This window comes from Salinarchaeum laminariae (assembly GCF_023204835.1).
Lineage (GTDB): Archaea > Halobacteriota > Halobacteria > Halobacteriales > Salinarchaeaceae > Salinarchaeum > Salinarchaeum laminariae.
The window spans coordinates 2,054,435-2,080,081 of the sequence record NZ_CP096270.1; the positions used below are offsets into that span (position 1 = coordinate 2,054,435).

Annotated in this window: 25 protein-coding genes and 2 tRNA genes; 16 read left to right on the forward strand and 11 right to left on the reverse strand. The window is 64.4% G+C overall.

Going from position 1 to position 25,647, the window contains the following annotated elements; genetic code table 11:
* Positions 1 to 2: 2 nt before the first annotated feature.
* The 3 genes from MXF70_RS09590 to MXF70_RS09600 form a co-directional block, all read right to left on the reverse strand.
* Positions 3 to 971 (reverse strand): electron transfer flavoprotein subunit alpha/FixB family protein, encoded by a 969-nt coding sequence (locus MXF70_RS09590; protein ID WP_248515416.1) that lies wholly within the window; start codon positions 969 to 971, stop codon positions 3 to 5.
* Complete coding sequence (locus tag MXF70_RS09595) at positions 968 to 1,789, reverse strand: electron transfer flavoprotein subunit beta/FixA family protein (RefSeq protein ID WP_248515417.1); 822 nt, start codon at positions 1,787 to 1,789, stop codon at positions 968 to 970. The genes MXF70_RS09590 and MXF70_RS09595 overlap by 4 nt, the downstream gene beginning before the upstream one ends.
* Before the next feature lie 151 nt (positions 1,790 to 1,940).
* Positions 1,941 to 3,194 (reverse strand): helix-turn-helix transcriptional regulator, encoded by a 1,254-nt coding sequence (locus tag MXF70_RS09600; protein ID WP_248515418.1) that lies wholly within the window; start codon positions 3,192 to 3,194, stop codon positions 1,941 to 1,943.
* A gap of 226 nt (positions 3,195 to 3,420) precedes the next feature.
* On the opposite strand from MXF70_RS09600, the gene MXF70_RS09605 reads away from it, so the two are divergent.
* Entirely contained in the window at positions 3,421 to 4,710 is a 1,290-nt protein-coding gene (locus tag MXF70_RS09605) for a DUF7096 domain-containing protein (protein WP_248515419.1), read from the forward strand.
* A 163-nt stretch (positions 4,711 to 4,873) separates the two neighbouring features.
* Here MXF70_RS09605 and MXF70_RS09610 read toward each other — a convergent pair whose 3' ends face one another.
* Positions 4,874 to 5,494 (reverse strand): methyltransferase domain-containing protein, encoded by a 621-nt coding sequence (locus MXF70_RS09610; protein WP_248515420.1) that lies wholly within the window; start codon positions 5,492 to 5,494, stop codon positions 4,874 to 4,876.
* Positions 5,495 to 5,642: 148 nt separating this feature from the next.
* On the opposite strand from MXF70_RS09610, the gene ahaH reads away from it, so the two are divergent.
* The 11 genes from ahaH (at position 5,643) to MXF70_RS09665 (ending at position 15,298) form a co-directional block, all read left to right on the forward strand.
* Entirely contained in the window at positions 5,643 to 5,975 is a 333-nt protein-coding gene (gene ahaH / locus MXF70_RS09615; RefSeq protein WP_248515421.1) for an ATP synthase archaeal subunit H, read from the forward strand.
* 4 nt (positions 5,976 to 5,979) lie between these two features.
* Positions 5,980 to 8,163, forward strand: a complete 2,184-nt coding sequence (locus MXF70_RS09620; protein WP_248515422.1) for a V-type ATP synthase subunit I — start codon at positions 5,980 to 5,982, stop codon at positions 8,161 to 8,163.
* Between the two features lie 9 nt (positions 8,164 to 8,172).
* Positions 8,173 to 8,433, forward strand: coding sequence for a V/A-type ATP synthase subunit (locus tag MXF70_RS09625; RefSeq protein ID WP_248515423.1), 261 nt, complete (start codon positions 8,173 to 8,175; stop codon positions 8,431 to 8,433).
* 18 nt (positions 8,434 to 8,451) lie between these two features.
* Positions 8,452 to 9,033, forward strand: coding sequence for a V-type ATP synthase subunit E (locus MXF70_RS09630; protein WP_248515424.1), 582 nt, complete (start codon positions 8,452 to 8,454; stop codon positions 9,031 to 9,033).
* Complete coding sequence (locus tag MXF70_RS09635; RefSeq protein WP_248515425.1) at positions 9,030 to 10,109, forward strand: V-type ATP synthase subunit C; 1,080 nt, start codon at positions 9,030 to 9,032, stop codon at positions 10,107 to 10,109. The genes MXF70_RS09630 and MXF70_RS09635 overlap by 4 nt, the downstream gene beginning before the upstream one ends.
* Positions 10,106 to 10,423, forward strand: a complete 318-nt coding sequence (locus MXF70_RS09640) for a V-type ATP synthase subunit F (protein ID WP_248515426.1) — start codon at positions 10,106 to 10,108, stop codon at positions 10,421 to 10,423. Before MXF70_RS09635 ends, MXF70_RS09640 begins: the two co-directional genes overlap by 4 nt.
* 6 nt (positions 10,424 to 10,429) lie before the next feature.
* Positions 10,430 to 12,199 carry an ATP synthase subunit A gene (locus MXF70_RS09645; protein ID WP_248515427.1) on the forward strand — a complete coding sequence of 590 codons (1,770 nt, stop codon included), beginning with the start codon at positions 10,430 to 10,432 and terminating at the stop codon, positions 12,197 to 12,199.
* A gap of 2 nt (positions 12,200 to 12,201) precedes the next feature.
* Positions 12,202 to 13,614, forward strand: coding sequence for an ATP synthase subunit B (locus tag MXF70_RS09650; protein WP_248515428.1), 1,413 nt, complete (start codon positions 12,202 to 12,204; stop codon positions 13,612 to 13,614).
* A 163-nt stretch (positions 13,615 to 13,777) separates the two neighbouring features.
* Positions 13,778 to 13,993 carry a hypothetical protein gene (locus MXF70_RS09655; RefSeq protein ID WP_248515429.1) on the forward strand — a complete coding sequence of 72 codons (216 nt, stop codon included), beginning with the start codon at positions 13,778 to 13,780 and terminating at the stop codon, positions 13,991 to 13,993.
* A 91-nt stretch (positions 13,994 to 14,084) separates the two neighbouring features.
* Entirely contained in the window at positions 14,085 to 14,783 is a 699-nt protein-coding gene (locus MXF70_RS09660) for a V-type ATP synthase subunit D (protein ID WP_248515430.1), read from the forward strand.
* Positions 14,784 to 14,914: 131 nt separating this feature from the next.
* On the forward strand, positions 14,915 to 15,298 hold the full coding sequence (locus MXF70_RS09665) for a DUF6276 family protein (RefSeq protein WP_259370346.1): 384 nt from the start codon (positions 14,915 to 14,917) through the stop codon (positions 15,296 to 15,298).
* 473 nt (positions 15,299 to 15,771) lie between these two features.
* Here the strand turns inward: MXF70_RS09665 and MXF70_RS09670 are convergent.
* A tRNA-His gene (locus MXF70_RS09670) sits at positions 15,772 to 15,843 on the reverse strand.
* Between the two features lie 136 nt (positions 15,844 to 15,979).
* Between MXF70_RS09670 and MXF70_RS09675 the strand changes: the two genes are divergently transcribed.
* Positions 15,980 to 16,435: a DUF5814 domain-containing protein gene (locus MXF70_RS09675; protein ID WP_248515432.1), complete on the forward strand. Its 456-nt coding sequence runs from the start codon at positions 15,980 to 15,982 to the stop codon at positions 16,433 to 16,435.
* A 23-nt stretch (positions 16,436 to 16,458) separates the two neighbouring features.
* Here MXF70_RS09675 and MXF70_RS09680 read toward each other — a convergent pair whose 3' ends face one another.
* The 4 genes from MXF70_RS09680 to MXF70_RS09695 form a co-directional block, all read right to left on the reverse strand.
* Entirely contained in the window at positions 16,459 to 16,878 is a 420-nt protein-coding gene (locus MXF70_RS09680; RefSeq protein WP_248518383.1) for a DUF8146 domain-containing protein, read from the reverse strand.
* A 442-nt stretch (positions 16,879 to 17,320) separates the two neighbouring features.
* Complete coding sequence (locus tag MXF70_RS09685) at positions 17,321 to 17,905, reverse strand: RPA family protein (protein ID WP_248515433.1); 585 nt, start codon at positions 17,903 to 17,905, stop codon at positions 17,321 to 17,323.
* The gene (locus tag MXF70_RS09690; RefSeq protein ID WP_248515434.1) at positions 17,906 to 18,835 is read right to left on the reverse strand and encodes a replication factor A; all 930 of its coding nucleotides are present in this window, start codon (positions 18,833 to 18,835) and stop codon (positions 17,906 to 17,908) included.
* Positions 18,836 to 19,045: 210 nt separating this feature from the next.
* Entirely contained in the window at positions 19,046 to 21,280 is a 2,235-nt protein-coding gene (locus MXF70_RS09695) for a glycoside hydrolase family 3 N-terminal domain-containing protein (protein ID WP_248515435.1), read from the reverse strand.
* A 235-nt stretch (positions 21,281 to 21,515) separates the two neighbouring features.
* Here MXF70_RS09695 and MXF70_RS09700 point away from each other — a divergent pair, with 235 nt between their 5' ends.
* Positions 21,516 to 21,866: a DUF7091 family protein gene (locus MXF70_RS09700; protein ID WP_248515436.1), complete on the forward strand. Its 351-nt coding sequence runs from the start codon at positions 21,516 to 21,518 to the stop codon at positions 21,864 to 21,866.
* A gap of 58 nt (positions 21,867 to 21,924) precedes the next feature.
* Here the strand turns inward: MXF70_RS09700 and MXF70_RS09705 are convergent, their stop codons facing one another.
* Positions 21,925 to 22,710, reverse strand: a complete 786-nt coding sequence (locus tag MXF70_RS09705) for an SDR family oxidoreductase (RefSeq protein WP_248515437.1) — start codon at positions 22,708 to 22,710, stop codon at positions 21,925 to 21,927.
* A 129-nt stretch (positions 22,711 to 22,839) separates the two neighbouring features.
* Here MXF70_RS09705 and MXF70_RS09710 point away from each other — a divergent pair, with 129 nt between their 5' ends.
* Together MXF70_RS09710 and MXF70_RS09715 are read left to right on the forward strand one after the other, a co-directional pair.
* Entirely contained in the window at positions 22,840 to 23,844 is a 1,005-nt protein-coding gene (locus MXF70_RS09710) for a class I SAM-dependent methyltransferase (protein WP_248515438.1), read from the forward strand.
* 56 nt (positions 23,845 to 23,900) lie between these two features.
* A tRNA-Thr gene (locus MXF70_RS09715) sits at positions 23,901 to 23,975 on the forward strand.
* Between the two features lie 180 nt (positions 23,976 to 24,155).
* On the opposite strand, the gene MXF70_RS09720 is transcribed toward MXF70_RS09715, so the two are convergent.
* The gene (locus tag MXF70_RS09720; protein WP_248515439.1) at positions 24,156 to 25,520 is read right to left on the reverse strand and encodes a PQQ-dependent sugar dehydrogenase; all 1,365 of its coding nucleotides are present in this window, start codon (positions 25,518 to 25,520) and stop codon (positions 24,156 to 24,158) included.
* Between the last annotated feature and the right edge of the window lie 127 nt (positions 25,521 to 25,647).

Sequence of the window (25,647 nt, forward strand, 5' to 3'; positions counted from 1 at the left end):
TCTCAGGCCGTTTCGCCGCCGAACTCCTCGATGAGCGCGGGCACCACTTCGAAGAGGTCGCCGACGATCCCGTAGTCAGCGATGTCGAAGATCGGCGCGTCGGGGTCGGTGTTGATCGCGACGATCGTCTCCGCGCCCTTCATCCCGGCGACGTGCTGGACGGCGCCGGAGATCCCGATCGCGATGTAGATGTCCGGCGTCACGGTCTTGCCTGACTGGCCAACCTGCCGGTTCTTCGGGAGCCACTCGTTGTCGACGACCGGCCGGGAGGCCGCGAGCGTCGCGCCGGTCGCGTCCACCAGCCGTTCGATCAGTTCGAGGTTCTCTTCTTCCTCGATTCCGCGGCCGATCGAGACGACGAAGTCGGCTTCTGAGATGTCGACGTCGCCCGCGCCAACCTCCTGGAAGCCCGTGACGGTGCTGTGGATCGCCGATTCGTCGACACCGGGATCGAAGGACTCCACGGTCGCATCCCCGACGCCCTCTGCGGGCGGCCACTCGCCGTCGCGAACCGAGACTACAGCGCCGGCATCGTCGGCGACTGCGACGGTCGTCTCGACCTTCGAGCCGTATCGCTCGCGGGTGACCTCGAGCCCGTCCTCGAGTGAGAGCCCGATCGCGTCGGTGACGAGCGGGAGATCGAGACGTTGTGCGATCGCGGGGACGTAGTCGAGCCCGTTGACCGAGTTCGGCGCGACGAGATAGCTCGCGTCGAGAGCGGACCAGAGCGCGTCGAGGCTCTCGACGGTGAGGTCGTGGTTGAACTCCTCGCCGTCGGTAATCGTGTGAATTGCGTCGACGCCCTCCCGGTTCAGCGAGTCGGCGAAGGCTTCGACGTCGCCGCTGATCACTGCGACGTGGAGCTCTCCGCCGGTCGCATCCGCGAGCTCTCGTCCTGCAGTGATCAGTTCGTGACTGATCGGTCGCAGATCGCCGCGACGATGCTCCGCGACTGCGAGAACGTCGCTCATCCCTCGATCACCCCCGAATCACGGAGGAATGCAGCGAGCTCCCCGGCGGTCGACTCGGCGTCGCCCTCCCAGATCGTCGCGTCGCTGGTGGTCTCTGGCTCGTAAAGTGCGGTCGTTTCGAGCGCTCCGGTGACTGCGTCGGTTCCGATCCCGAGATCGTCGAGATCGAGCACCGTCAGTTCCTTTGACTGTGCTTGCCGGATTCCTCGAAGGCTCGCGTAGCGAGGTTCGTTGATTCCGGTCTGGATCGTCAGCACTGCGGGCAGTGGTACGTCGGTCAGCTCTTCGATGCCCCCCTCGAGCTCGCGATGAACCGACGCCGTGCCGGCGTCGGGATCGACCTCGAGATCGTTGACGACGGCCGCCCACGCGTCGTCGATTTCTTCTGCAAGTGCAACGCCAGTTGAGGCGAACGCCGCGTCGGCCGACTGGACCCCAGAGAGGACGAGATCCGGCTCTTCGCGTTCGACGATGGCCGAGAGGAGCTCGACTCGAACGCGCGTGTCGAGAAGACCGTCTGCTGGCGTCTCGTCACCGGCCCCATCCGCGGTAAGCGCGTCGTCCCAGATTCGGACGGCGCGATCTGCGCCCTTCGCCAGGGCCATCCGGATCGTTTCGTCGCTTCGCTCGGGCCCGATGGTCGCCGTGACGACCTCCACGTCGTCGTAGGCCTCCGACAGCTGCACGGCGGATTCGAGCGCGTACTCGTCCCACTCGTTGAGGTCGTACTCCAGAGCAGACTCGGCGATTTCGCCGTCTTCGATGACGACTTCGTCGCCAAGCTGGCCGACCTCCTTCACCGTTACCAGAATCTGCATGGTTCAAATCTGGGGCGGTCGGGAGATAAATCCTTGCGGAACTGGAAGCAACCCTACGAGAGTTGCAACTTCACGCGTAATGCCTCGATTCTGCACACTATCGTCCGTTATCGGAAGTCTTCCGTCGGAGTAAACGACAGAGCCGTTCTTCTCACTCCGGGTCCGTAACGTCGACGTCCGGGAGCGTGATGAGGTTCTCGCGGCCGATCCGGAGCTTGTCGATGCGGTCCTCCTCGTCCATGCGTGAGAGCAACTGGGACACCTTCGCGTTCGACCAGCCGGTCTCGGTGACGATGTTCGCCTGCTTCATCCGCCCACCGTTTTCCTCGAGTAGCTGCTGGACTCGTTCCTCATCGGAGAGGAGCTCTGGGTCCACAGACTCGCCCTCCGCATCGCCGTTACTGGTCTCAGTCTCTTGGGAAGCGGACTGTTCGGTGGCGTCGGCTGCCGGCGAAGGTTCAGCGTCGGCGACGGCGGTCGTCCCGCTGTTCGCGCTCGACGACGCGCTATCGTGGTCCGTCCCGCCGTTCGGCTGCTCGTCGCGCGTTGGGCGCTCTCCGAGGATTGGTAGGGCGGCGACAAATTCTCCTGCGCGGTCGAGCAGATCGTCGGAGCGGTCGTCGTCGGAACGGTCGCTCAGGACTTGCCACCCGAAGAGCAGTACCGTCAGCACGATCAGGGCGACGACGAGGCCGAGCACGATTGTCATGCCAAAGGTCGAGGTGCTGGTGGATTCCTCGAAGGTCGCGCGGAGATCCGCCTCCTCGAAGGTGACCGGTCCATCCCAGACCAGCGCGTCGTCGTCGATCTGGGGACCGGAGGGGCTCTCGGTGACGGAGTACCCCTCTGGCGCCTGGATACGTAACTGCTGGCCGCTGGACAGTCCACCGAGCCAGATTCCCTGGCCCGTGTGGAAGGCGTCGCCGACGGTGAGATTGGCCTCGTTGACGGTCGCGAAGTTCGTCCACGTGAACCGATACTCGAGCGTACCGACGTCGTCGCCGTCTCGAGTCGTCCGTGGACCGTTCTCTACCAACTCCATGGAACGCCCCGTCGTTGCAGCGACATCGTCGACGATTTCCACGTAGGTTCCGTAGCCGAGACGGCCGTGCTCGCCGTTCTCGTACTCGGCAGCGAGGCGATCGAACGCCGCGCTCTGGTTCTCACTCGCAGTAGGGAACTCCTTCGAGAGAACGAATCGAGCGTCCCCGTCGGACTGGATCTCGATCTCTATCGTCTCGGGACTCGTGAGGTTCGACGTATCTCCGGACTGAATCGGGGCGAGATCGACGCCGCTGTCGCTCGCAACTGGGGAGGGCGTGGAGGACGCGCCAGAGACGACCGTCGCTCCCGTGAGGGCGACGATCAGGAGGCAGCAGGTCAGGGCGGCCGCGGTGGTCCGCATACCACCGCATCCACGATCCGGGGGCAAAATGTTTTCTATGGCCAATAAAACGTCTGAAGCCGTTTGAAACGGTTTCGTGGCATCTGCATCGTCCTCCTGGGAGAATATCGGCTCTATTCGTGCGGATGCCGGAAGCGACGATCGCGCAGACCGCCGTGGGACTGCGGTCGGTTCACATGGAGCACTGTCGGTTAGCTTATGAGGACCGTGTGTATACGCTCGTGCAATGGTCCCCTCCACGCGACCGCGGATCGCAGTCGTCACCTGTCTGGTGCTTCTGCTCGCCATGGCGGCGCCCGGCGCGGCCGGCCCACAGCTCGCTGCCGATTCGCCGGCGACCGGTGCCGCCACTGGACACACGGTCCAGCCACAGCCTGCAGGCGACCTCGCGCTGCCAGAACGGGTGGTGCTCCCCGGACAAACTAGCCACGGATCGGTAGTCATCGGGGCGGAAGCGGCCGCTGCACTCGACGGCAGTGGCGCGAACCTCGAGGGTGCCTACCAGCGGCACCTTCTGCGAGAACGGTTCGAGAGCGCGGACGGCACCGCAGCAAAACGATCCGTCCTGCAGGAGGCCGTCGACGATCTCGAAACGGACGTCGAGGGCCTTCGATCCGAGGAACGATCCGCCCGAATCGCCTACCGAAACGGAGAGCTGAGCGAGCGCGGCTTTCTGATCGAACTCGTCAGCATCCACAAACGCGCCCAGGAGCTAGAACAGACTGCTGACCTGATCGCGCCCACCGCCGCGGACGGACTCGCCGACGACGTATCTGCAACCGGTGTCGCTGCGCAGATCAGGGCGCTTCAGGGGAGTCTAATCGCCCGACAGGGACCTGTTCGCTCGTACCTGGGTGACGTGGTCGTAGGTGATAGTCCGCCACAGCGCGTCTACGTGTCCGTCTCCCGCAACGGAACCGTCCTCTCGATGATCGAGGATGGCACATACCACCGCGAGGCCAACAGGGACGACCTGCTCGTTGATGGGCCGGAGCAGGGGATCACCTATAGCGAGGCGTTCGATCTCACCCAGAATGAACTCTATTCACAGTACGCCTCGAACTACGACTTCACGACGGTAGGAAGGGGTTCTGACGGCGTCATCGGGCAGTTCTACTTGGTACTGGGCGAGGGGGAGGCCAGCTACGAGCACGGAACGCTCCGCAGCTACATCGACGCTGTCTCACAGAACGTGTTCTGGGAGTACCAGCGAATGGAACTCGACGGTGATCTGCCGATCGAGGAGCCGTCCGAGACGACCGCGGGCAACCTCACGCTCGCCGTTCAACCCACATATCCGAGCGGGCCCGCTAAAGTAACCGTGACGGAAGACGGCGAGCCGGTCTCGAACGTCTCTGTAGCCGTCGGAGGCACGCCCGTCTCCAGGACCGGCACGAACGGAACTGCCTGGGTCGTGCTCCCATACGAATCGCCGGTGGTCTCGGTCGCGTCGGACGACGCTGCAGTGAGCACGTCCATCGAGTGGTCGACGCAGTACCAGGCCGAGAGCAACTAGGCCGCGTCGAAACCGGCCGGTCGTCGAGCAATCTCCTCGCTATGCGTACACCCTGGCTGAGAGCCGTCGGGCCGTACAGCCCACCGATCTCACTGAGTTGTTCTCATTCGCGTCGCCAGCACGCGTCGATGCCAGAATCGTCGGCGGGTAGCTGTTCGTTCCGTTACTCGGGAACGCGGGCCATCGAAATGACTGCGACGTCCGGCTTGTGGGAAGGACCGTCGGTCCAGTGCTCGACCTCCTCGAACCCTGCTGCCTCGAACATCCTGTCGGCCTCTGCTTCGCCGTAGAAGAGCATGATCGCGTTCGCTAGTGCGCGACCAATCCGGGATTTCGGCTCGTTCGGTCCGACGATCAGCACGGTTCCACCGGGCCGACAGACGCGTCGGATCTCGCGGAGGGTCTGGACCGGCTCGGGCCAGTACTCGATCGATCCGGATGACCAGACCTTGTCGAAGCTGTCGGTCTCGTAGGGGAGTCGCTCGGCGTCGCCGAGGACGAACTCGACGCGATCGTCGTCGCCGAGCTTCCCGAGGGCTCGCTCGAGCTGGTGAGGGCTCTGGTCGAGTCCATAGACATCGTCGGTTTCCTCGACGAGGGCCTGCGTCGCGAAGCCTGTCCCACAGCCGACGTCGAGGACGCGATCATCGGCGTCGACGTCGAAGCGGTCGATCGCGTCGTCCCGCATCGACTCCGTCCAGATGAACGGGTTGATCCGATCGTAGATCCGCGAGAGGTACTTGTAAAACAGCCGGGCCCGACCCTTGTCCTCGAGGATTCCCATCGCCATTGGATTCGGAGAGGGTCGCCATAACGCTGGCTATGCGGTTCCACCGGTAGAGGCTGTGGGAGGCCCGGCTCCAGTTTCTTCCACCGAGGTCTTTCGCAACCGGTATAAGCGGGTCCTGACAACTCACGGCTGCGTATCGCATATGCCGAGGCCAGAAGTTCTGGAACGTGTCAAGGAGGCCGAGCGGGAGGCTGACGAGATCGTCGCAGAGGCCGAGGCTGATCGCGAGGAGCGCCTCGCGGAAGCCCGCGAGCGCGCCGAGGAGATCCGCGAGGATGCGGAGGCGGAGGCGCGCGATCTGCGCGAGCGACGACTCGAGGCTGCCCGCGAGGAGATCGAACAGGAGCGAGACCAAATTCTCGAGGACGGCCGCGACGACCGGGAGGAGCTCGAAGCCGCTGCTGAAGAGCGCCTGGACGACGTGGTCGACGACGTCCTCGATCTTGTAGAGACGGCGGTGCATGCTCAGACCTGAGCGGATGAGCAAGGTCGCGGTGACCGGCTCCAAGTCCGTTATGGACGAGGTCATCGAGGCCATGCACGAACTCAATCGGGTCCACCTCACGGACTACGATGGGTCCTGGGACTCCTTCGACAACGGGGATCCCGTGGAGGGGGCCGACGAGGCCTCCGAGCGACTCGTCACCGTCCGCGGACTCGAGAGTACGCTCGATCTCGACGCGACGGAGGTACGACCCGAGCACGGGTTCGACCCGTCGTCGCTCGAGGAGCGACTCGCCTCGGTCCGATCCGAGGTCAACGAACTCGACGACCGTCGCCAGGAGCTCCGTCAGGAGCGCCGGGAGCTCGAGGAGCGGATCGGTGCGCTCGAGCCGTTTGCGCGGCTCGGCATCGATCTCGACCTCCTCACGGGTTACGACGAAATCAGCGTCGTGGTCGGTGAGGGCGACGAGGGCGCCGTCCGGGACGCGTACAGAGCGTCCGAGGACGTCCGCGCCGTCGAGCTGTTTGGCGGCGACGGCGTCGTCGCTGCTGCGGTCGCTCCCGCAGAGGGTGTCGACCACGAAGACGCCGTCGCAGATCCGCTCGTCGGCGTCGACTTCACGCGTCTCGAGGTACCCGACACCGACGGGTCCCCCGAAGAGGTCGTCGAAGAGCTCCGCCACGAGAGCCGAGAACTCGAGGCAGAACTCGAGAGCCTGACCGCCGATCTCGAGGAGCTGAAACTCAAGGTCGGTGGGTTCCTCCTCGCCGCAGAGGAGTATCTGACCACTCAGGTGCAGAAGGCGGAGGCGCCGCTGCGTTTTGCAACGACGAAGAACAGCTTCGTCGCCGAGGGGTGGATCCCGACGTCGGACCTCGCGTCCGTCGAGGGCGCCCTTCGAGACGCCGTCGGTGACCGGATCGAGTTCGAGGAACTCGAACGCGCCGAGTACGACCGACACGGCGCTGTCGCCAACCACGACGACGCAACTGGCGACTCTCACGGCGACGGTTCGACTGGAGCGGCGGGCGCAGCGGGCGCCGGTGCCGCTAGCGAGGCGTCGGACGAAGAGGTGGCCGCCGATGGCGGCGTCGTCACCGTTCCCGACGATCCTCCGACAGTGCAGGACAATCCCGAACCGACGACGCCCTTCGAGGTGCTCGTCGGGGCTGTCGGTCGCCCGAACTACTCCGAGCTCGATCCGACGATCGTGCTCTTCCTGACGTTCCCCGTGTTCTTCGGCTTCATGATCGGGGACGTCGGATATGGCGCCGTCTACGCCCTGATCGGGCTCTTCGCCATGCGCCGGTTCGACAGCGATGCCATCCAGCAGTTCGGGATGGTCGTCGTCTGGGCCGGCATTCTCACGATCGTCTTTGGCGTGTTCTACGGAGAGATTTTCGGGCTCCACCAGCTCGGCGAGTGGATCTGGGGCGGTCATCCACCACTCCGGAAAGGGCTTAGCTACGGCGAGTGGGCCACCGGCTGGCTCGTCGTCGCGGTCCTGGCTGGCTGGGTCCACCTCACGATCGGGTGGATCTTCGACTTCGTCGACAACTACACGCTGCACGGACTGAAAGACGCCGTGCTGGAGTCGGGCTCGTGGCTCGCGATGCTGACTGGCATCTGGGTGTGGGTGTTCAGCACCCACCTCGAGGGCACGAAACCCGAACTCCTCTTCACGACGTTCGACGGCCACCCGTTCGCGTTCGGCTTTGCCGGCTTCGCGCCGAGCATCGGCTACGTCGGCATCGGGCTGCTCGTTCTGGGCATCGTCCTCCTGGCTGTGGGTCCGACCCACGAGCTTCCGGAGGTCGCACAGCCGTTCGCACACACGCTATCCTACACCCGGTTGACCGCGGTGTTGCTCTCGAAGGCAGGGATGGCGCTGGTCGTGAACATGCTGTACTTCGGTGCCTACCAGGACGAGAAGGGAGCGTACCACTACATGATTGACCACGGCCCTCACTACGCCGAGACTCACGAGGGCGCGGAGATCGTGTTCTCCGGGCTCTGGCACGCAGGCCCAGCCGGCCAAATCGGTGGGCTGCTGGTGTTGCTGATCGGCCACCTCGTCGTACTCGCGATTGGCGTAAGCGCCATGATTCAGGCTATTCGCCTGGAGTACGTCGAGTTCTTTGGGAAGTTTTATGAGGGCAGTGGGGAGAACTACGATCCGTTCGGTTCGGATCGAGATTCGACTGAGAGCACTACGTAAACTCAATCCATGATCGACACAATCGACGCTGCGAGCATCGTACTACAGCAGGAAAGCGTTCAGAAGCTGTTCCTCAACAACAAGGGTGCGGCCGCTATCGCGGTCGGACTTGCGGCGATCGGTACGGGCTATGCCCAGCGTGGGATCGGTTCGGCCGCAGTCGGCGCCGTCGCCGAGGACAGCGACAACCTGGTTCCGGGGCTCATCTTCACTGCGCTTCCGGAGACGCTGATCATTATCGCGCTCGTGACCATCTTCGTCGTCCCGTAACGAGGACCGTTTTCCACAATGAGTCTTGACACGGTCGTCGAGGACATCAAGGGGCAAGCCCACGCGCGCGCTGACGAGATCGGCGAGGACGCCGAGGAGCGTGCGGAGGAGCTCCTCGAGGCGGCCCGCGAGGACGCGGATCGTATTCGCGATGAGGCCGAGGAATCGGTCGAACGCGAGATCGAGCAGGAGCGCGAGCAGCGCCTCTCTGCCGCCGAGCTCGAGGCCAAGCAAGAGCGCCTCGAAGCCCGTCGAGAGCTACTCGAGCGGGTTCACGACCGCGTCGAGGCGGAGCTGGCTGCGCTCGAGGGCGAACGCCGCGAGGAACTGACAGCAGCACTACTGGACGCAGCGGCAGCGGAGTTCGATGCCGGCAACGACGTGTCGGTGTACTGCCGACCCGACGACGCCGAACTCGTCGCGTCGCTGTGTGCGGAGTACGACGGCTTCGATCAGGCCGGGGAGTACGACTGCCTCGGCGGCGTCGTCGTCGAGAGCGAGGCGTCCAGAGTGCGCATCAACAACACCTTCGACTCGATCCTCGATGACGTCTGGGAGGACAACCTTCAGACTGTCAGCGAGAATCTGTTCGAGCAATGACACCTACCAGCACGACTCGCGACACGGGCGGAAGTTCGAACCCCGAGTTCGTCAACGCCCGCGTTCGATCGCGTCGTGCGGCGCTGTTCGACGACGAAGACTATCGGAAGCTCGTTCGGATGGGCCCGGGCGGGATCGCCCGGTTCATGGAGGAGTCGGAGTACGAGACGGAGATCAACGCGCTGGCGTCCCGCCACGACGGCGTGGACCTCATCGAGTACGCGCTCAACAGGAATCTCGCGAAGCATTTCGACGATCTGCTTCGCTGGTCCGAGGGCGAACTCCACGAGCAGATCGTCCGCTATCTCCGGTTTTACGACGCCTGGAACGTGAAAACCGCGATTCGGGGCGTCTACTCCGGTTCGTCCCCAGAGGAGATCCGTGATGACCTGATTCAGGCTGGCGAGCTCGACGAGACCGTTCTCGACCGTATCGTCGAGGCAGACTCGATCGAGGCGATCGTCGAGGCCCTCGAGGGGACCCTCTTCGAGGAGCCACTCGTCGCCGCCTACGACCAGTTCGAGAACGAGGAGGTGCTGATTCCCCTCGAGAACGCCGTCGATCGCGCGTTCTACTCCGAACTGCTCGCCGAGGTCGACGACACCCGTCAGCAGGAAGGGCCACTCGCACTGTATCAGGAGTTCCTCGTCGCCGAGATCGACTTCCTGAACGCGCGGAACGCACTCCGCGTCGCCCGGAGCGGTGCCGACATCGACCCGGACGATTACGTCATCGAGGGCGGGGATCTGTTCAGCGCAGACGAACTGCGTACGATCGGTGGCGATCCCGACCAACTCGTCGAGATCCTCCGTGACAGCGAGTACGGTGACGAGCTCTCCGGTGCGCTGGACCAACTGCGCGAGGCAGACAGCCTCATCGAGTTCGAGCACGCGCTCGACGCCGCGCTCCAGGAGTACACCGACCACCTCTCGAACGTCTACCCGGTGTCGATCACCGCCGTGATGTCCTACGTCCTCGCGAAGCGACTCGAGGTCGAGAACATCCGCGCCATCGCCCGGGGCAAGGAGGTCGGGCTCGACCAGCAACAGATCGAAGAGGAGCTGGTTATCCAATGAGCCAGGAGATAGCAGTCATCGGCAGTCCCGAGTTCACGACCGGCTTCCGGCTCGCCGGCGTCCGACGGTTCGCGAACGTTCCCGACGACGAGAAACCGGCCGATCTCGACGATGCGGTCGAGGACACCCTGGCAGACGACGGCGTCGGTATCGTCGTCATGCACCAGGATGACCTCGAACACCTCTCGCGTGAGATCCGCGAGGCCGTCGAGACGAGCGTCGAACCCGTCGTCGTCACCATCGGCGGTGACGCGGGCGGGGGAGCGTTGCGCGACCAGATCAAACGAGCCATCGGTATCGACCTGATGGACTGACACACAATGAGTACGACAACTGACACTGACTCCGTTCGCGAGGACGGGCAGATCGAGAGCGTCAGCGGCCCGGTCGTCACCGCGACCGGGCTTGAGGCCCGCATGAACGACGTCGTCTACGTCGGTACCGAGGGCCTCATGGGCGAGGTCATCGAGATCGAGGGTGACATTACGACGATTCAGGTCTACGAAGAGACCTCCGGTGTTGCCCCCGGCGAACCCGTCGAGAACACGGGAGCGCCGCTTTCCGTCGACCTCGGCCCTGGTCTGCTGGACACGATTTACGACGGCGTTCAGCGCCCGCTCGACGAGCTCGAGGAGCTGATGGGCTCTGCCTTCCTCGACCGCGGCGTCGACGCCCCCGGGATCGATCTCGATCGAACCTGGGAGTTCACGCCGACGGTCGAAGAGGGTGACGCGGTCGAGCCCGGCGACGTCCTCGGAACGGTTCCCGAAACCGAGAGCATCGAACACAAGGTACTCGTTCCGCCCCGATCCGAAGGCGGCGAGGTCGTCGCAGCGAACTCCGGCTCCTTCGACGTCGAAGAGACCGTCGTCGAGCTGGATAGCGGCGAAGAGATCTCGATGCGCCAGGAGTGGCCGGTTCGACGGCAGCGTCCCGCGGAGGAGAAGCGGACGCCGCGAGAGCCACTCGTCAGCGGACAGCGCATTCAGGACGGTCTCTTCCCGCTCGCCAAGGGCGGGACGGCGGCGATTCCGGGCCCATTCGGCTCCGGAAAGACCGTCACCCAGCAGCAACTCGCCAAGTGGGCCGACGCGGACATCGTCGTCTACATCGGCTGTGGTGAGCGTGGCAACGAGATGACTGAGGTCATCGAGGACTTCCCGGACCTGGAGGACCCGAAGACCGGGAAGCCCCTGATGGCCCGCACGTGTCTCATCGCCAACACCTCGAACATGCCCGTCGCTGCTCGTGAGTCCTGTATCTATACGGGAATCACGATCGCGGAGTACTACCGCGACATGGGCTACGACGTCGCGCTGATGGCCGACTCCACCTCACGGTGGGCAGAGGCCATGCGCGAGATTTCCTCCCGACTGGAGGAGATGCCCGGTGAGGAGGGATACCCCGCATACCTCGCAGCACGACTCGCAGAGTTCTACGAGCGTGCCGGCAAGTTCGAGACGATCAACGGCGACGAGGGGTCGATTTCCGCGATCGGCGCGGTTTCACCGCCTGGCGGTGACTTCTCCGAGCCGGTCACCCAGAACACCCTGCGGATCGTGAAGACGTTCTGGGCGCTCGACTCCGACCTCGCAGAGCGCCGGCACTTCCCGGCGATCAACTGGAACGAGTCCTACTCGCTCTACCGGAGCCAGCTCGACGACTGGTTCGTCGAGAACGTCGACGAGGACTGGCCCGAAGTACGACAGTGGGCCATCGACACTCTCGACGAGGAGGACGAACTTCAGGAGATCGTCCAGCTCGTCGGACGTGACGCGCTCCCGGCTGACCAGCAGCTCACGCTCGAGGTCGCCCGGTACCTGCGCGAAGCGTTCCTGCAGCAGAACGCGCTCCACGACGTGGACACGTTCTGCCCGCCGGAGAAGGCGTTCCGCATCCTCGAGGGTATCCAGACCTTCAACGACGAGGCGTTCGAGGCCCTCGACGCTGGCGTCCCGATCGACGAGATCACGGACATCGACGCCGTCAACCGCCTCAACCGAATCGGTACGACCCCCGACGACGAGGCCGACGAGTTCGTCTCGGAGATCGAAGACGACGTCGCCGCGGAACTCCAGGAGCTGTACTAACAATGAAGGAATACCAGACGATCACCGAGGTCAGCGGACCGCTGGTGTTCGCGGAGGTCGACGAGCCAATCGGGTACGACGAGATCGTCGAGATCGAGACGCCAAGCGGCGAGACCAAGCGCGGTCAGGTTCTGGAGAGTGAAAGCGGCGTCGTCGCGATCCAGGTCTTCGAGGGAACGGAAGGCATCAACCGCGAGGCTTCCGTTCGCTTCCTCGGCGAGACGATGAAGATGCCCGTCACCGAGGACCTCCTCGGTCGGGTGCTCGACGGCTCCGGTCGACCGATCGACGGCGGACCGGACATCGTCCCCGACGAGCGACGCGACATCGTCGGCGAAGCCATCAATCCCTACTCCCGGGAGTACCCCGAGGAGTTCATCCAGACCGGCGTGTCGGCTATCGACGGCATGAACACGCTGGTCCGCGGCCAGAAGCTTCCGATCTTCTCCAGTTCGGGTCAGCCTCACAGCGACCTGGCACTTCAGATCGCTCGACAGGCGAGCGTTCCCGAGGATGCCTCCGACGAGGACGAGGAAGACTCGGAGTTCGCAGTGATCTTCGGTGCGATGGGGATCACTCAGGAGGAGGCCAACGAGTTCATGCAGGACTTCGAGCGCACCGGCGCGCTGGAGCGCTCTGTCGTCTTCATGAACCTCGCGGACGACCCCGCAGTCGAGCGGACGGTCACCCCACGGATGGCGCTGACGACCGCCGAGTATCTCGCCTTCGACAAGGACTATCACGTCCTCGTCATCCTGACGGACATGACGAACTACTGCGAGGCGCTGCGCGAGATCGGCGCCGCTCGGGAGGAGGTCCCCGGTCGTCGGGGATACCCCGGGTACATGTACACCGACCTGGCACAGCTCTACGAGCGAGCAGGTCGGATCGAGGGCGAGGAGGGATCTGTCACGCAGATTCCGATCCTGACGATGCCCAGCGACGACATCACCCACCCGATCCCGGACCTGACGGGGTACATCACGGAGGGGCAGATCATCGTCGACCCCGACCTCAACTCGCAGGGCGTAGAGCCCCCGATCAACGTCCTCCCCAGCCTCTCTCGGCTGATGGACGACGGCATCGGCGAGGGCCTCACGCGCGAGGACCACGGGGACGTCTCCGACCAGCTCTACGCAGCCTACGCAGAGGGCGAGGACCTTCGCGACCTCGTCAACATCGTGGGTCGGGAAGCACTCAGCGAGCGTGACAACCGCTTCCTCGACTTCGCGGACCGCTTCGAGGAGGAGTTCGTCCAGCAGGGCTTCACGACCGACCGCGAGATCGAGGAGACCCTCGACGTCGGTTGGGATCTGCTCTCGACGCTCCCACGCGACGAACTGAACCGGATCGACGAGGAGCTCATCGAGGAGCACTACGAAGACGAAGCGGCCGAAGAACTCTCTGCGGACTGACGGTCTTCGTAGCTGATCTCACTTTTCGCCGTTCTGGTTCGACCAGGAGTCGATGGCATCAACTGCGCCGATCGATTGCGCGGTTTCTTCCACGCCATTGAGGTGCTGTTGTAGCCGCAACTATGGGTAAACTATATAGTGGTGCGTGTGAGTGGTACGCGTGATGCGAAGCCGATTCGATGCGTTCCGCGAGTACGCTACCTACACGCTTTTGCTGTGGGTAGTGATCAACTTCACCGCGTTTCGGTTCGTCGCCGGAACCGACCTCTTCCTCGAATCGGTGTTGTCGCTGGCGCTTGCGGGTCCGCTGGGCTACGTCGTGTTCGGCTACAGCACGTCGCGACTCCCCGGTAGGGAGCCAGCGAACCGTCGATACTGACCGCAGGGACGGCTGTTTTGCCGTGCGCTGGTCCCACTTTTCCGACGCCCGATCGTAAGGACTACCCCCGTCCGTTGGTAACCGTCTGCCAATGGCCAAGGACGTCAAACCCACCCGGAAGAACCTCATGGAGATCGAGGACAGGATCGAGCTCTCCGAGCGTGGGCACGACACCCTGGAGAAGAAGCGTGACGGGCTGATCATGGAGTTCAAGGAGATTCTCGATCAGGCTCAGTCCGTTCGGGAGAACGTCGAGTCCGACTATCAGGACGCCCAGCAGACCATCGACATGGCCCGCGCGATGGAGGGCGACGTCGCGGTCCGTGGCGCGGCGACTGCGCTCAAGGACCACCCCGAAATCTCGACCGAGGCGAAGAACATCATGGGCGTGGTCGTCCCCCAGATCGAGTCGACCAGCGTCCAGAAGAGTCTCGATCAGCGTGGTTACGGTGTTCTCGGCACCAGCGCACGTATCGACGAGGCTGCCGAAGCATACGAAGAGCTCCTCGAGTCGATCATTCTCGCTGCGGAAGTCGAGACAGCGATGAAGAAGATGCTCGACGAGATCGAGAAGACCAAACGCCGCGTCAACGCACTCGAGTTCAAGCTGCTCCCCGAACTCCACGACAACAAGGAGTACATCGAGCAGAAACTCGAAGAACAGGAGCGAGAAGAGATCTTCCGGATGAAGAAGATCAAGGACAAGAAGGAGGAAGCCGAAAAGGCCGAGCGGGCCGAAGCAGAGGCCGCCGCCGCCGAAGAGGCAGTCGCTGCCGGAACGTCGAACTGACTGCCGCCTCCCCGTTCGATGCCCTTCCCGTTTCGTTTTCCCCACTTTTTCACCACTGCCGATCACTCAGCGGCTACGCCGTCGTCCCTGATTCCGCACCCATTTACACCCTCGTCTATCAGACTCTGGGTATGCCATGTTCTCTGTGCGAAGCGGCAATGGTCGACTACGCAGTGCCAGGCTCGCTCCAGCAGTTCGCCCCCGACGAAACGGTCACAGTGTGTACGAACTGCCTGACGATCGAGTCGGATGCCGGAGACTCGACGGCCGAGGACCTCGACGCCATCAGCGAGGAGTTGCCGGCGGGCGACGCAGGAGTCGGCGTCGTCCTCCTCGTCGATCTGCTCGATGCGCTCGCCACTAACCGCTCGGAGATCGAGGAGCTGGTCGACCAGCTCGAGGACGAAGGAAGCGATCCGATGCTCGCACTCGACCGGCTGGCTGAAGATCCCGGTCTCGACCCTGCGGTGGACATTCAACGGCGATCGACGCAGCTCCAGCAGCTGGTGCTCTGAACGATTCGTTCTCTGTGAATTCCTGTCGGTCGTGAGATGGCTCCCAGCAGCAACAGAGATTGCATGCGCGAACTGGCTCGAGACGTGCTTAGTCGGTTCGCTCGGTACCCACGTCTCCTAGGATTTCACTATCGACGTCCAGCTTTACCACTTCTCACGTTCGTTCACCGGAGTGGCAGTGCCCCCGAGCCGTCGCTCACTCCGTTCGCGAGGGCGTGGCGAAAACGTCCGGGCGCGAGAATCGAACCGGAGCCAGACGGTCGGCGTCGCTTCTCTCGGCCGCTGCGACTGGCAGGATTCGGTTTCGCGTTCCAGCTTTGCCACTCCTCCCTGCGGTCGTTGTGAAAACGTCCGGGTGCGAGAATCGAACCGAACCGAGACGTGCTCACTCGCTTCGCCCGTTGCGCGCGACTCGTAGGGTTCGACTCTCGCCTTCCGGCTACACCGCTCGTCACTACGTTCCTCGCGGAGAAGTCCGGGTGCGAGAATCGAACCCGCGTCTCAGCCTCCACAAGGCTGAAGGATAACCACTACCCCAACCCGGACACGCATTCGATTGTACCCCGTGGTGCGGTGTTATAGGTTACGACTGGCCCCGACGCGTGCCACGGGTTCCCGATCGAATCGCGTCCGTGCCCGTGACGTGGTGCTTTTAGCGTTGCTCCCCCTACCGGCGTCACCGTGGCGATCACCGACAAGATCTACGTGAAGAACCACCGGCAGCTCTCGAGTCAGCTCGAGACGTCGATCCCGCGTGGTGCCTTCTCCGGTGCGACCCTCGATCTCCTCTTCCAGGGCAACGGGCTCGAGAAGCTCGACGAAGCGACCCGGGAGAAGGTGCTTGAGTTCGCCGAGGACTTTCTGGACTGCGACTGCAACGCGAATCCCTACTGTGGCTGCCCGGAGGAGAAGTTCCTGGTCTACCTGCTCGAACTACGCGAGGAGGGTCACTCGCCGGAGGCCATCGTCGACGTCATGTCCGCCGACTATATGGTCTACGCCTACTCCGGCGACGTCCTGTCCTTTCTCGATCAGGCTGTTCGGATCCTCGAGGCTGTCGAATCCCTGGCCGACGTCGAGGGTGACGATGAGGCCCGCCGTCGGGCAGCAGCCGCGATCGCTGATCTGTCCGGCTAGCGTGGCGCTCGATACTGTGCGCCTCAGCCGAGACGAAAGGGTTCGTCCGTCTCACCACGATCCTCGTCGAGCTCTTCGAGGTGGATGACGTCCTCGCCGTCTTCGGTCGATTCGAGCTCCTCACGCAGCGCGGTCACGTACTGCTTGTGCTCGTCGAGCTGCTCGCGTAGATGCTCCGCCTCGAGTTCGAGGCGCTCGTGCTCGCGAACGAAGCTCTTCGGTACAGTGACTTTCGGCGGGAACTCCGAGGTCGACTCTTCGGCGCTGTCCCGCACTTCGTGCTCGGGCACGACCTCTACCTGCCCGTCGTGAGCGACCAGCATGTCGACGTAGTCCCGAAACACGGCAGAGAGGGAGATGTCCCGCTCCTCCGCGATCTCCCGCAGAGTCTCGAAGGAGTCCTCGTTGACCCGGAAGGAGATCGTCTTGTTCTTGTTGCCCATGGTGTCATCGATATGGGTGTTCATCGTACTTAACCGTTCGTCAGACGCCCGTCTAGCGCTTGAAAGGAAGAAACCAAATCGGCGACACAGTTGGTTCTGAAACTACGTCGCGGATGCCGTCTTGGAAGCCCCCTCCCGCTCGCTGGATCTATCTCGCTGCGCGCTTCCTTCGCTCACTGCGTTCGCTCAGTGCAGTGCTTACTTCGGTAGATCCAGCGACCGGTCGGCCCCTTCCAGTCCCGAGAGACTCGCTCCGCTCGCCTCTCGACCTTCGCAGAATCGAAGATTCCGCTCAGTCCCACCCGGTGGGGTTCGGCCGATCGAGCGTAGCAACGTCCGAACCGATCGCCGTCGCCGGTGGACGGGGCAGGAGCCGTCGCTGTACGGAAGAAAGGGGAGCGTCGCCGGGAAACTCCCAGCGGAGCGTGTGAGTTGCGGGGAGCTACGGCGTCGGTGCCGCCTCGCCCTCGATCGTTTCGAGCGCCTCGATGGCGGCTTCGAGATACTCGGAGGTGTCCTCGCCGTACTGCTCGCGCGCCATCGTGGCGTACTCGCTTGTCTCGTCGTCGATAGCTTCGATACGCTCGATGGTGCGCTCGGCGGCTTCGACGACCCAGCGATCGCGGGTGCCCTGATCGACGACGGTGATCGACTCCGGTCGGACGGAGACGTTCACCTGTCCCTCCTCGGTCTCGTAGGTCCGGGGTTTGCCAGCGACGGCGACGTACTCGGGGGCTTCGAGCTCCCGGAGCATCGACGCGGCGTCGGGCTGGTACTGTCCGGCGTAGACGAAGAACGTGCCGGAGGGATCGACGATACGGCCACGCCAGTACTCGCTGTCGTCGCCGACGTCCTCTTTCTCGGTGAGGGTGCCGACGAAGAACACGCGATTGGCGCGTGCACCGGTCGGCATGAGCGCGTAGTTGGGGGCGCGCTCGTCGTCGGACTCTTTGAAGGTGTAGCTGGCGTCGTTGAACTCGCGTGCGAAGACGCGCTGGGCGACCTCGCGGGTGGGTGCGCTTGACATCTAGATCGACCTCGCTTTGATGAGTGTGTCTTCGATTTCCTCTGGCTCGCCGAGTTGCTCCATCTCGTCGACGAGCAGGTAGCGTCCGAAGGTTGGACCCGAGACGCGGTAGTAGCGTCCGAGCACGTCGGTCGTCATCTCCTCTGCGACGACCTCCGTGTCGAGGGCGTCCATGGCCATGTCTTTGGCTTCCTCCAGCTCGATGCCGGTGAGCGCCTCGGTTGCGTCCTTGTCGAAGATGACCTCGCGGGCCTCGAGACCGTCGTCGAGGACGGCCTTGATTCGGAGGTCGAACTCGCCTTCGACGTCGCCGTGCTCCGAGCACCGTCCGTTCTGGAGGACGCGCGTGCACTCCTCCTCTGGGCAGCGCTTGATCAGGCCGGAGCCCGACTGGACGTCGATGAGCGCGCCGTCGATCTCTTCGCTGTCGTCGCCGACTTCGATCTCCTCGTCCAGCTCCTCGATGGTGGTCGTTCGGTTGAGCTTCACCGAGAAGTTGCCCTCGTACTCGTCAGTGACGACGTTGCCGAGTCGGTAGCCCTGTCCCTCCTCGAGCTCATCGAGGTCGGAGGTCGCCCACTTCGTGAACTTCACCGTGCCGGTGGGGTCGCCGAGCAGGCCGACCTGGGCGATCGAGTCACTGCGGGGCTCCCACAGCTCGACCACGACTGCCTCGACGGTCACCCACTCCTCGGGGGCGTCGATCGTCGTGATCTCGACGAGATCGCTGGAGCCGCCAGCGACGTCCTCGCGCTCGATCCCTGCTTCCTCGCGGTAGCTGCTCTCGACGCTGCGTCGGGCCTCTTCGACGGGGACCGCGTACTGCTCGACGAGCGTCTCGAGTTTCTCCTGTACCTCCTCGACGTCGACGTCGAGGTGATCGTCAAATCGGTCGCGGATTTCCTCCGCGTGTTGGCGTAGATCTGCCATCGGTATCTTTCGCCTCCTCGTGTGTTTGGGTGGGAGGCAAGCGAGGCTAGGTCGGTATCGCATATAAACCAGTGGAAGCCGGAGTGAAAGTGAAGCGCGGGTCGAGAGGGATGCTACTCGAGAGGTCGATCGGCGTTGTCAGGAGAAACGGAGTCGAGCCGTCGGGTACTGTTCGCAGTCGTCGAGGTTGTGGCGAATGCTACCTTCCGCTCAGTAGCTGCTCTCGACGGAGAGCTCGGCTTCGTGCTCGTCGACGCGGAGCTGGAAGGCGCCCTCCTCGACGTGGTGTGGCGGCTCTGGACCCGTGACTCCGAGCTCGTCCGCGGTGAGTTCGAGCGTCACCGTCACCGTCTCGCCGGCGTCGAGTTCGACGCGCTCGAACCCTTTGAGCTCGCGAATCGGCGTCACGGTGGTGCTCCACTCGTCGGTTACGTAGAGCTGGACGACCTCGCTGCTCGTCCGGTCGCCGGTGTTCTCGACCGTGACGTCGACCTCGACGCTCTCGGCGGGGCCGATCGTCGACTCGGAGAGTGCGAGGTCGGTCGTCTCGATCTCAGCGTAGCCGAGCCCGTGGCCGAACTCGAACAGTGGGTCGTAGGAGTCGGTGTGTTCGTCGTCACCGATCGGGCGGGGATGTCGGAGGTAGTTGAAGTAGCTGGGAAGGTGGCCAGCAGACTTCGGAATCGACATCGGGAGGCGACCCGCTGGCTCGACCTCACCGAGGAGCGCTTCGGCGAGCACTTCGCCACCTTCGCTCCCGGGGAAGTAGGCCATCAGGAGCGCGTCCAGGTGCTCGGCCATCCACGGCGTCGCGAGCGGGCGACCGGTAACGAGCACGCCGACCGTCGGCGTACCTGTCTCCTGAATCGCCTGCACCAGCTCGAGCTGGGGATCGGGAAGTTCGAGCTCCGTACGCGTCGGGAACTCACCCGTCGGGTGGCCAGCGTCCTGCTGTGGGCCGAACTCGTGAATGTACCAGTCCTCGCCGACGGCGACGACTGCGACGTCGGCTTCGGCGGCCTTCTCCGCAGCAGCCTCGACGTCGTCGTACTCGGCGATGCCGGCACCGCGCTCGTAGCTGATCTCGGCGTCGGTGACGGTCTCGAGCCCTTCTCGGATCGTCTTGCCGGGGACCTCCTCTTCGTCCATCACGGACCAGCCGCCGATCTGGGCGATCAGGTCGTCGGCGTTGGGCCCCCCGACGAAGATTTCCTCGGGATCGTCGAGCGGGAGCACGTCGCCGTCGTTCTGGAGCAGTGTGAGCGACTTGCGGATGCTCTCCCTGGACGTTTCGACGTGGTCGTCGTCGCGAAGCGTCGATTCGGCCGTTTCGGGATCGGCCGTCTCGCCCTCGAAGAGGCCGAGATCGAACTTCGCGCGGAGCACGCGCCGGACGCTCTCTTCGATCTGTGCCTCGGAGAGTTCGCCCTCCTCGACCAGCTCGACGGTGTGCTCGGCGTGGCGACCCATCCCCACGGAGATGACGTCGAGGCCAGCGTTTCGCGTGAGTCGCGAGCTGGCCTTGCTGTCTGGCGTCACCTTGTGGTCCTCCTGCAGATGGTCGACGCCACCCCAGTCCGAGACGACGTGGCCGTCGAAGCCAAGTTCTTCGCGGAGGAGTTCGGTCAGGAAGCGCCGAGATCCGTGAACGGGTTCGCCGTCGATCGAATTGTAACACGGCATCACCGAGCCGACGTCGGCCTCGATGGCCGCCTCGAAGGACGGCAGGAAGACGCGCCGGAGCGTCGAGTTCGACACTTCGACCGGTGCGGCGTCCTCGCCGCGTCGGGGTTCGCCGTACGCCGGGAAGTGCTTGGCCGTCGCGATGACGGAGTCGTCGCCGATAGTGCCGTACTCGCCCTGGAGGCCAGTGACCTCCGCACCGACGAGCTCCTTCACGAGATACGGGCTCTCGCCGTAGGTCTCGTGGGCGCGGCCCCAGCGGGGATCACGACCGACGTCGCAGGTCGGGCCGTAGTTCTGGTGAATGCCCGTCGCACGAAGCTCGCTACCGGTTACCTGCCCAGCTCGCTCGGTGAGGTCGGTGTCCCAGGTCGCCGCCATCCCGAGGCCGTTCGGGAACGTCGTCGCGCCCTTGACGTAGGCGTGTCCGTGGACCGCGTCGGCGTTGAACAGCAGCGGAATGCCGAGGCGCGACTCCTGACGTGCGTACTCCTGGAGTTCGCGTGCGACCTCCGCGCACTCCTCGGGCGTCCAGTAGAAGGCGCCGCCCCAGCCGAATGGCGCGACCGAGCCAAGCTTGTGCTCGTCGATGAGTTCCTTGGCCTCTTCGACGTCGCGGCCTCGGTCGAAGTCGCCAAGGGGCATCCCAACGAGTTGCCCTGCCTTCTCCTCGAGCGTCATCCGGTCGAGGAGGTCGTCGATCTGCTCTTCCGTTGGCAGGGAGGGATCCTCGAAGGGCCTCCTGGCCTCGGATTCAGACATGGGTGTGAGGAGATACCACTGGGTAAAAAGGCTTTCTTGCTGTTGCGAGTAAAATGTGTGTCGGCCGGTATCGCGGCCGATCTGCCGAAGCAGCGACACCCTGCCGGGGAGTTGGTACCGATCGAACTCTTCGACTCCTCCCAACGGTCCTCCGCAACGTTTTCCAATCCGTCTGGCCGTCCTGCCCCTTTTTAGGCCTGCTCACGTAGCGCCGACGCATGAACGGGTGGTCAGTGTGAGCGACGATGTGGAGAACGCGGACGCGCCCGCAGCGGACGCCAACTCCGAGGAGACGAAATCGGACTCACCGGAGGAGTCGACGAGTGGAGCCAGTGGTTTCCTCGGTAACCTCAAGAACGCACGCAGCCAGCTTGGCGACGCGAAGGACGCCTTCTCGAACGCTCGCGGCGCCGGCTCACTGCCAACCGACGACGACGGTCGCGTCCGACTCGTCTGCCGACGCTACGAGGAACGCCGGCTTGCGCCGCTGGACGACAAGGGCCGGCCGACGTGTTACGAGGCCGGAAACGCGGACTGCGGGTCCTGTGTCGAAGCGGTCACCGACGGCGACGTCGAGACCTGGTGAGCGCGACCCGCCGGTATTCCTGGAACTTGGTTATTTGCACGTTCCGTGTGGAACTCGCCTAGCTCCGCGTCCGTCCGCCGTCGATCGGGAGCGTCGCCCCGGTGACGAAGCTCGCGCGCTCGCTCGAAAGAAATGCGACGACGTCGCCGAGCTCCATCGGATCGCCGATTCGACCGAGCGGGATCGGTGCAGCCCAGTCCTCGAGGCCCGCCTCGTAGCTGTCGTACTCACCGCGGTCGAGTGCCTGTTCGATCAGCTCCTCGATCCGCGGCGTCTCGTGAGCACCGGGCATGACGACGTTCGCGCGAACGTCCGGTGCCCACTCGCGGGCGATGGTATCGATCGTGCCGACGACGGCTCGCCGGACCGCGTTCGAGAGCACGAGCCCGTCGATCGCCTCACTGACGCTCGTCGAGGTGATCGAGACAACCGAGCCCGCATCGCTCTCAGTCAGGTGTTGATGGGCCGCCCGGAGCGTCCAGACGTGGCTCATCACGAGCATGTCGTAGGCGCGGTACCAGTCCCGATCGTCGGTATCGAGAAAGGCACCGCTGGGAACGCCGCCAGCAGAGGTGACGACGTGGTCGATGCCGTCGTAGGCCTCCGCCGTCGTCTCGACGAGGTCCTCTACGTCGTCGGGATCGGTGATATCGGCCTGGCGCGCCATGACGTCGCCCCCGCCGTCGGCCTCGACCGTCGCCTTCGCTTCGTCGAGGTCGGATTTCGTTCGGCCACAGATTGCCACGTTCGCACCTTCGCGTGCGAGTGCTCGTGCGCTCGCGAGCCCGAGCCCGCTCGTGCTCGCAGTGACCAGTGCAGCGTTGCCGTCGAGTCCGAGATCCATGCGCGATACGACGGGCCCCGGTGGCATATCTCCCGGGGTCGGAGGACTCCAGGTGGCGGCACCGATCCGGGGATCCGTCCGCCGGGTCGGAACGTCAGCCTTACCGAACGCCGGGTCCGAGACGGTGACATGCAGTCGCCCTGTGTCCGCGCGCCGCGCACCGACGGTGAGGCCGTGCGCCAGCAACTGGAGAACGCGGACCTCCTCGATCGCGATCGCCGGATCGCCGTAGAGGGCGAGGATATCTTCGTGCCGATCGTCGATCCCGACGCCGTGCCGTCCGACCTCGACGTCGTCGATCACGAGACGGGCGATCGCGAGACGCAGACGATGCCAGCGGACCGCCTCGAGTTCGACCCGAGCTACGAACGCGTCGGCGACGTCGTCGTCATCGACGAGGACGACTCCGATCGGGCGCGAGCGCTCGCTGACGCGATCGTCGCCTCCGACATTCCCGTCGAGACGGTTCTCAACCGCGCCTCGAAGATCGAAGGCGAACTCCGCGTGCGCGAGTGGGAGGTCCTCTACGGCGAGTCGACGGAGACCGTCCACCGAGAGTACGGCTGCTCTTACGCCGTGGACCTCGCGGCGGTGTTCTTCTCGCCCCGGCTCGCGACCGAGCGCCACCGCGTTACCGAGCAGATCGACGCCGGCGAGCAGGTTTTCGACATGTTCGCTGGCGTTGGCCCCTTCGTCATCCCCGCGGCACAGCGCGATGCGACCGCCGTCGGCGTCGACAAGAACCCCGTCGCGATCGAGTATCTCGAGGCCAACGCCGAGACCAACGGCGTCGCGGATGCGGTCACGGGAATCGCCGCCGACGTTCGCGAGACGGCCGACGAGTACGCAGAGTGGGCCGATCGAATCGTGATGAATCTTCCCCACAGCGCCGACGAGTTCCTCGACGCGGCGATGGCCATCGCCGGCGAGGAGTGCGTACTCCACTTCTACGACATCCAGCACGAGGACGATCCGTTTGGCCCCGGGACCGAGGCGATCGAAGCCGCGGCGGAGCGCGCGGGCGATGGAGAAGAGCCGGGCTACGACGTCGAGGTCGAGACAGAGCGTATCGTCCGTTCGTATGCGCCACACGAAGTGAACGTCTGCCTCGACGTTCGGCTCTCGCGTCGGTGAGCCCGCACGGACTTTCGGAACCCTTATTTCCCGAACTTGGGTACGAAGGAGTGCACGCCGGTGTAGCTCAGACTGGCTAGAGCGAATCCTTCGTAAGGATTAGGCCGAGGGTTCAAATCCCTCCACCGGCTTGCTTCTGCGACGAACGAACGTGAGGAGCGAAGCAGCCACCTGGAGGGATTTGAATCAGGGAGCACGCAGCGCCGAGCGAAGCGAGGCGACCGTGCGACCGTGGTTCAAATCCCTCCACTGACTTCCTGATTCACCGCTTCTGAGCAGCGGAAGCCACGCTGACGCCTCCATGCGTCCTACTATCCTCTGGGACCGATCCGCCACACTCCACCGCCGTCGTCACCGCTGCCGAGCACGTACAGCTCCCCGTCGGCATCTTGCCCGAACGCGAATATCGACTGTAGTCCCGCGCCCTCCGTCTGCAGCGACGCCAGTGGCCAGAGTCCCTCATCCCCATTCTCGCCAGCAGCGGTTACGAACAGCCGTCCCTGAGCGCTCAGATCGCCGAAGACGTAGACACCGTCGAGCTCGGGAATCGCGTCGCCGCGATAGACGTGGCCACCGATGACGGAGTTCCCGGTGATCCCCTGGCCGTCGTGGGGGTACTCGACGATCGGGTCGAGCAGGGGTTCACCGCCGCGCACGTCCGCGGGTGTGACGTCGGGACAGGAATCGGCGCCGTAACAGTGGGTCGCCTCTCTGACGTTCCAGCCGTAGTTTCCGCCAGCCTCGACGAGATTCACCTCTTCATAGCTGCTCTGGCCGACGTCCGCGACGTAGCAGTCTTCGCCGTCGAAGGCGATGCCCCAGGGGTTGCGCAGTCCCCACGCGTAGTGCTCGTCGAGCCCGGTTTCGCCGACGAGCGGATTGTCCTCGGGAATTGCGTAGGGCTGGTCGGCGGCACCTGCGCTGTCGTCGCCAGGCTCGCTGTCGACGTCGATCCGGAGGATGCTGCCGAGCAAATTCTCTGTGACGTCCTGGCCGTTGCCGCCATCGACGGCGTCGTACCAGTCGTCGACGTGTCCGAGGCCCTGATCGCCACCTGCCCCGCCGTCACCGACAGGGACGTAGAGGTGGCCGTCCGGGCCGAACGCGAGGTCGCCGGCGTTGTGGTTGGCCTGCGGTTCGGGGATCTCGAGGATGGTCCGCTCGCTCTCGGGGCGGAACTGCGTGCCGTCCTCGGTGGCTTCGAATGCCGCGAGAACGAACGTATGGCTGTACTCTTCCGGCGTGCCCTCCCGGACTGGCGCGCTGTACCGGAGGAACGCACGCCGGTTGCTCGCGAACTCCGGGTGGAGCGCGATCCCCAGGAGCCCCTGCTCGTAGCCACCTGATTCGACGGACTCCGTGAGGTCGAGGACTGGCGAATCGAGCTGGCCGTCCCCGTCGACGCCGAGGACGCGACCGGACTGGAGCACGACGTACTGGAGGCCGTCCGCCGATGCGAACGCCGTCCCCACTGGTTGCTGGATGCCGGTGAGCACGGGCTCCAGCGCGACGGCGTCGGGAACGTCGGCGAGTGCCTCGCCGTTTCCGTTCCCATCGTCCGTGCCTGCGTCGGCGTTCGCGCCGTCGTCGGAATCACTGGTGCCGTCGATGCAGCCCGCGAGGCCGACAGCGACGCCGAGCGCTCGACGGCGCGTCATCCGGGTGGAGGGCGTCATGTGGTGTTCGTTGTTCGTCCCGAGGCCTAAGCCCTCGGACTGGTCGAGCCGACGGTCCGATACGATTGCGCCAGTCGATACGATGCTGCCAGCTGATACGATACCGCAAGCGAATGCGGCCGATCAA